General features: G+C 57.2%; 6 protein-coding genes. 4 read left to right on the forward strand and 2 right to left on the reverse strand.

The window, feature by feature from the left end:
- Nucleotides 1-253: 253 nt before the first annotated feature.
- Together dnaN and dnaA are read right to left on the reverse strand one after the other, a co-directional pair.
- Nucleotides 254-1,360: a DNA polymerase III subunit beta gene (dnaN, locus tag JWQ61_RS09900; protein WP_061538191.1), complete on the reverse strand. Its 1,107-nt coding sequence runs from the start codon at nucleotides 1,358-1,360 to the stop codon at nucleotides 254-256.
- 293 nt (nucleotides 1,361-1,653) lie between these two features.
- Nucleotides 1,654-3,084 carry a chromosomal replication initiator protein DnaA gene (dnaA, locus tag JWQ61_RS09905; protein ID WP_304360385.1) on the reverse strand — a complete coding sequence of 477 codons (1,431 nt, stop codon included), beginning with the start codon at nucleotides 3,082-3,084 and terminating at the stop codon, nucleotides 1,654-1,656.
- Between the two features lie 437 nt (nucleotides 3,085-3,521).
- Here dnaA and rpmH point away from each other — a divergent pair, with 437 nt between their 5' ends.
- The 4 genes from rpmH to yidC all read left to right on the forward strand — a co-directional run bounded on the left by rpmH (nucleotide 3,522) and on the right by yidC (nucleotide 6,176).
- Nucleotides 3,522-3,656 (forward strand): 50S ribosomal protein L34, encoded by a 135-nt coding sequence (gene rpmH, locus JWQ61_RS09910; protein WP_061535510.1) that lies wholly within the window; start codon nucleotides 3,522-3,524, stop codon nucleotides 3,654-3,656.
- Between the two features lie 28 nt (nucleotides 3,657-3,684).
- Nucleotides 3,685-4,092 (forward strand): ribonuclease P protein component, encoded by a 408-nt coding sequence (locus tag JWQ61_RS09915; RefSeq protein WP_304360386.1) that lies wholly within the window; start codon nucleotides 3,685-3,687, stop codon nucleotides 4,090-4,092.
- Between the two features lie 97 nt (nucleotides 4,093-4,189).
- Nucleotides 4,190-4,474 (forward strand): membrane protein insertion efficiency factor YidD, encoded by a 285-nt coding sequence (gene yidD / locus JWQ61_RS09920; RefSeq protein ID WP_120233922.1) that lies wholly within the window; start codon nucleotides 4,190-4,192, stop codon nucleotides 4,472-4,474.
- Nucleotides 4,475-4,493: 19 nt separating this feature from the next.
- Complete coding sequence (yidC, locus tag JWQ61_RS09925; RefSeq protein WP_304360387.1) at nucleotides 4,494-6,176, forward strand: membrane protein insertase YidC; 1,683 nt, start codon at nucleotides 4,494-4,496, stop codon at nucleotides 6,174-6,176.
- The last annotated feature ends 139 nt before the right edge of the window (nucleotides 6,177-6,315 follow it).

Below are 6,315 nucleotides of genomic sequence, written 5' to 3' on the forward strand. Positions count from 1 at the left end.
GCCGGTGCCGTCAGAGGTGTCGCCGATGTACATCCCGGGGCGTTTACGTACCGCTTCCAGGCCTTCGAGAATTTGGATCGAGGACGCTCCGTATGCATTGGGTTGCGGCTGATTGGTGTTGTCTTGAGGGGCTGATGACATGGCTACCTTCTGAAAAACTTACTTCGGAACTGCTTATATTGGGGCTGAGTGCTATTTTTACAAGTAAACAGGGCGGAACAGCTCGATGCTTTCCGCCCTGGTTTTATGCAGACTAGATCCGCATTGGCATGACGACATATTTGAAGTCAGCGTTTTCCGGCACGGTGATCAGTGCCGAGGAATTGGCGTCGCCGAGGGCGATGTTGACGTTGTCGCCCTTGAGGTTGTTGAGGACGTCGAGCAGGTAGGTGACGTTGAAGCCGATGTCGACGCTGTCGCCGCCGTAATCGATTTCGAGTTCTTCGATCGCTTCTTCCTGGTCAGCGTTGGTGGAGCTGATTTTGAGGCTGCCTGGGGTGACTACCCAGCGTACGCCCTTGAACTTGTCGCTGGTCATGATGGCGGCGCGTTGCAGGGAGCGCAGCAGCTGGTCGCGGCTGATGGTGAAATCGTTCTTGTAGCCCTTCGGCACCACGCGGGTGTAATCAGGGAACTTGCCTTCCACCAGCTTGGAGATCAGTTCGATATCGGCGAACGACAGTTTGACCTGGTTGTTGGCGATTTCGAGCTGGACCGGTTCGTCGGTTTCTTCCAGCAGGCGCTGCAGTTCGATGATGGTCTTGCGCGGGATGATGACTTCCTGGCGCGCGAACTCTTGCTCGGTGGCGACCTGGCAAAACGCCAGGCGGTGGCCGTCTGTCGCAACGGCGATGACGTTCTTGCCGTCGAGGACCAGCAGCAGGCCGTTCAGGTAATAACGGATGTCCTGTTGCGCCATCGAGAAGTGCACCATGTTGAACAGGTGCTTGAGCGTCTTTTGCGGCAGGGTGACGGTGGCGTTGTAGTGGTCTGCCTGGGCGACCGTCGGGAATTCTTCGGCGGCCAGGGTTTGCAGGGCGAAACGCGATTTGCCGGACTGCACGGTCATGCGCTTGTTGCTGAGGGTGAGCGAGACTTCGCCGGTATCGGGCAGGGCGCGCAGGATGTCGAGCAGCTTGCGCGCCGCAACGGTGGTCGCCGCGGTTTCGCCGCCGCTGCCGACGTTGGCGTTGGTGGTGATTTGCACTTCGATGTCGGTCGACAGGAAAGAGACCTTTTCGCCTTCTTTGCGAATGAGGATATTGGCCAGAATCGGCAGTGTGTGCCGACGCTCGACAATACCGCTCACGATCTGCAGTGGCCGGAGAAGGGTATCTCGGTTGGTTTTGACCAATTGCATAGCTATATCCTTGTTATTTAAAAATCAAATATTGCTGCCAGCTCGATGATGCGTCTGAATACTTCCAAGCAGTCTGTAAATGTAACTTAAATCGACCCTCTACGGACCCATCCGGGGCGGAAATCTGCGCCGCTTTCCGGCTTTTTTGCGATTGTTAGTTGGCAAACCGGCAAGCTGCCGCGTTTCACACAATCGACAAAAAAACCACAGTAGCCGCCCAGTTCCGGATTTGCCTTATACAAACTTATCCACAGGGCCGCAGGCAACGTGCACAATCGCCCGAAATATCAATATCAGCCCTTGAGGGTCTGTTCCAGCACGTGCAATTCGTGGTTGCATTCCGGATTCTTGGTGCGGTCGCCGGCGATCTTGCGGACTGCGTGCAACACCGTGGTGTGGTCGCGGCCGCCGAACAGTTCGCCGATTTCCGGCAGGCTTTTCTGGGTCAGTTCCTTGGCAAGGTACATCGCAATCTGGCGCGGACGGGCGATATTGGCCGGCCGCTTTTTCGAGTACATATCGGCAACTTTAATGTTGAAAAAGTCGGCCACGGTCTTCTGGATGTTCTCGACGGAGATCTGGCGGTTCTGTACCGACAGCAGGTCCTTCAATGCATCTTTGACCACATCGATGCTGATGTCTTTGCCATGGAAACGAGAGTAAGCAAGAATCTTGCGCAGTGCGCCTTCCAGCTCGCGGACGTTGGAGCGTAAATGTTTGGCAACAAAAAACGCGACGTCGTCGGAGAAGGTGACGCCTTCCGATGCTGCTTTTTTGAGCAGGATCGCTACCCGCATTTCCAGTTCCGGCGGCTCGATGGCCACCGTCAGGCCGGAGTCGAAACGCGAAATCAGGCGGTCATCCATGCCGGTGATTTCTTTCGGGTAGGTGTCGCTGGTGATGATGATTTGTTTCTTTGCGGCAATCAATGCTTCGAAGGCGTAGAAGAATTCTTCCTGGGTGCGGCTCTTGCCGCCGAAGAACTGGATATCGTCGATCAGCAGCAGGTCGAGCGAATGGTAGTAGCGCTTGAAGTCGTCGAAACCCTTGCGTTGGTAAGCGGTCACTACGTCGCGAACGTACTGTTCTGCATGGATGTAGCGGATCTTCGAGTTCGGATTGTCGGCCAGCAGCTGGTTGCCGATGGCGTGGATCAGGTGGGTTTTGCCGAGGCCGACGCCGCCGTACAGGAACAGCGGGTTGTAGGAAACGCCGGGATTATTGGCGACCTGGATCGCTGCCGCGCGCGCCAGCTGGTTGGCTTTACCGGTGACGAAACTGTCGAAACTCAGGGCGGTGTTGATGCGCGACTGGTCGCGCCGGGCGCTGGCGGTGCTGTTCTCGGCCTGCACTTCGGGCAGGCGGTCGAAGTTGCTGTTGCCATAACTGCCGCCGCTGGCTGCCGACGACTGCGCGCCGGCATGCTCGTTGCCATTATTAATAGCAACCGGCATGCTGGAGCTGGCAGGGGCCGGCGCCGTCTTGCGCGGATCGAGCACGAACACGACTTCGACCGGTGCCTCCCAATATTGGTGCGCCAACGTGGTGATGCGGCTGGCGAACTGCGTTTTTACCCAATCCAGCTTAAAGCGATTCGGCGCAGCGATGCGCAATCGTCCATCCTCGTAATCGAGTGGCGCCAGCGGTTTTATCCACGCGCTAAATTGTTGAGGCGTCAATTCCTGCTCCAACTGGGTAGAGCAGCTCTGCCAGAAATTTTCCATGAATCGTTCTAAGTGAAAGTGTGCGGGATGAGGTTCTTTACGCCCTGGCTTGATGTTTTTATTGCACGCTGGGTTCAGTAATGGATTCCGTGCTACTGAGCAATGCATAACTGGCGGGCGTGCCACACATAAGCCGCTATTCTACCCTTGCCGGCGCAAGTTATCCACAGGCGCGGCCAATTATTCCGGCCGCCGGGCGCAAAAAGACCTTGTGGAAAAGAGCCCTAAGTGATTGACAAACAAGCAGAAAATGCGTTCTAATTCAAGGTTCACTGTCCGCTGAATTGCCAGTTTGTGCGTTGACTGTCCCTAATGCCTGCCCCGGTTTCGTTGTCCGACGCCTTGGCAGCCTGGTCCAGATCGAATCGCGAAAGGGTAGAAACCCAGCGCTCTGAGTGTGAAGATCCGATTTATTTTTGCTGATTAGCGAGACCAACATGAAACGTACTTACCAACCTTCCGTCGTGCGCCGTAAGCGTACTCACGGCTTCCGCGCCCGTATGGCAACCCGCGGTGGCCGCGCTGTGCTCAATGCACGTCGCGCCAAAGGCCGCAAGCGTCTGGCAGCTTAATCCAGCCGGACGCAACAGCGTTGCTTGCGTGACAGATCAACTCGGCGACCGTTCCCAGAACAGCGTCCAGGACTTTTCACGTGACCGGCGCATCGTTAAAACGGATGAGTTTTCATCCGTTTTTCGTTTGCGCCCTGTGTATAGAACGGCGCACTTCGTCTTGTACACCCGCCTCAATGCGCTGCCGCATGCCCGTCTGGGCGTGGTGGCGGCAAAACGGCTGGCGCCGCGCGCTGTTACGCGTAACACCGTCAAACGCGTTACGCGCGAGCTGTTTCGTCTGACACCACTGCCGCCAATCGACTGCGTTGTGCGTTTATCGAAACCGGTAAACACCAAGGCGGGCCCGGCCACGACTGCGCGCCTGAAGCGAGAGCTGCATGGCGAACTGGCGCAGCTGTTCGCGTCGCAACGTCTGGCCGCCGGCAAGCCGTAGGCAAGTTCAAGCGCCGGCTTATTTGTATCCGCGGCTTGTATTGTTCCAGCCTGGCCACACATAGCCGGGGCCGGAAGAAGAAGGGAAAAAAGCTGTCATGAAAATGCCTCTACTGTTCCTGTTGCGCCTCTACAAACTGGGCATCAGCCCGTTTCTGGGACAGAATTGCCGTTTTTATCCCAGCTGCTCCGATTACGCAGCCGAAGCTATCCGTACGCATGGCGCCCTGAAGGGCAGCATGCTGGCCGGACGCCGCCTGTGCAAATGCCATCCCTGGCATGCGGGCGGACTCGATCCGGTGCCGCCGCAGCAATCATCCACATCTCCATCTGCAACCAAACCCGCATCGGCTAACCGATCGTGTGGTTGCGGCCATTCCTGAATCATAGATAAATACTCTTATGGATATCAAACGTACCGTCCTGTGGGTTGTATTTTCGGTTTCGCTGCTGTTCCTCTGGGACCAGTGGCAGCGCCATAACGGCCAGCCGTCGCTGTTCTTCCCAAGCGCCAACCCGACTGCTCCTGCTGCTGCAACCGGTCCTGCCGGCGCTGCCGCATCGGCTGGCGCCAGTTCCTCGGTGCCGCAAGCATCGGCTGTTGCCGGCGCACCTGCAGCCGCATCGGCCAGCGCTGTGCCTGCTACCGCGGCTGACGCCAAGGGCGAAGTCATCACCATCACTACCGATGTGGTCAAGGCTGACATCGATACCGTGGGCGGTGAACTGAAGCGCCTGGAACTGCTGAAGCACAAGGACACGGTCGACCCGACCAAGAACCTGGTGCTGTTCGACTCCAGCGCTACCCGCACCTACCTGGCTGAAACCGGCCTGATCGGCGGTCCTTTCCCTAACCACAAGTCGCCGTTCACGGCCTTGCCTGGCGCTCGTACGCTGGACAACGGCAACCAGGTGCAACTGGTGCTGGAATCGACCGAAGGCGGCGTCAAGCTGACCAAGACCTACACGTTCAAGCGCGGCGATTATTCGATCGACGTCAAGCACACAGTAACCAACGACAGCGGCGCGCCGGTTTCGCCTTCGCTGTACCTGCAACTGGTGCGCGACGGTAATGCGCCTGAAGGTGAGCAGCGTTTTGTGCACACCTTCACCGGTGCTTCGGTTTACACCGAAGCCAGCAAGTTCCAGAAATTCCCGTTCGACAAAATCGAAGGCGGCAAGGCTGACCACGCTACCAAGTCGGACGACGGCTGGTTTGCTTTGATCCAGCATTACTTTGTCTCGGCGTTCATCCCGCAAGACAAGGCGCCGCGCGAAATCTTCACCAAGAAGATCGCCACCAACCTGTACGCAGTCGGCAACATCCTGCCGCTGGGCACGATTGCTCCGGGCGCCAGCGTGACCATGGATGCGCGCCTGTACTCCGGTCCGGAAGTGCAATCCGACCTGGAAGCGATCGCGCCTGGCCTGGAACTGGTCAAGGACTATGGCTGGCTGACCATCATCGCCAAGCCGATTTTCTGGCTGATGACGCAGATCCACAAAGTGCTCGGCAACTGGGGCTGGACCATCATCGCCCTGACCGTGCTGATCAAGCTGGCGTTCTTCCCGTTGTCGGCAGCGAGCTATCGCAGCATGGCCAAGATGAAGCTGGTCACGCCTAAGATGACGTCGATCCGCGAGCGTTTCAAATCCGAACCGCAGAAGATGAACCAGGCCATGATGGAGCTGTACAAGACCGAGAAGATCAACCCGCTCGGCGGCTGCCTGCCGATCGTGGTGCAGATCCCGGTGTTCATCTCGCTGTACTGGGTGCTGCTGGCCAGTGTGGAAATCCGCAATGCGCCATGGCTGGGCTGGATCCATGACCTGGCCGCACCGGATCCGTTCTACATCCTGCCGGTGGTGATGGCGATTTCGATGTTCATCCAGACCAAGCTGAACCCGACGCCGCCTGATCCTATGCAAGCCAAGGTGATGATGTTCATGCCGCTGATTTTCTCGGTGATGTTCTTCTTCTTCCCGTCCGGCCTGGTGCTGTACTGGGTCACCAACAACGTGCTGTCGATTGCGCAGCAATGGGTGATTACCCGCAAGATGGGTGCTGGTCCGGCCAAGGCTTAATATCGCTGTTTGGCGAGTGTCGTAAAAAAGCCCGTGAATGTTCGATTCACGGGCTTTTTTGTGGCCGGCTGCTTGCCGATGTTTCTATTATCAAACAACCCTCGTAGAATAATTCCATGTCTTTCGATTCCTCTCCCAT

Origin of the sequence: Collimonas fungivorans (assembly GCF_028292705.1) — a bacterium.
In the GTDB taxonomy this organism is placed as follows: Bacteria; Pseudomonadota; Gammaproteobacteria; order Burkholderiales; family Burkholderiaceae_D; genus Collimonas; species Collimonas fungivorans_B.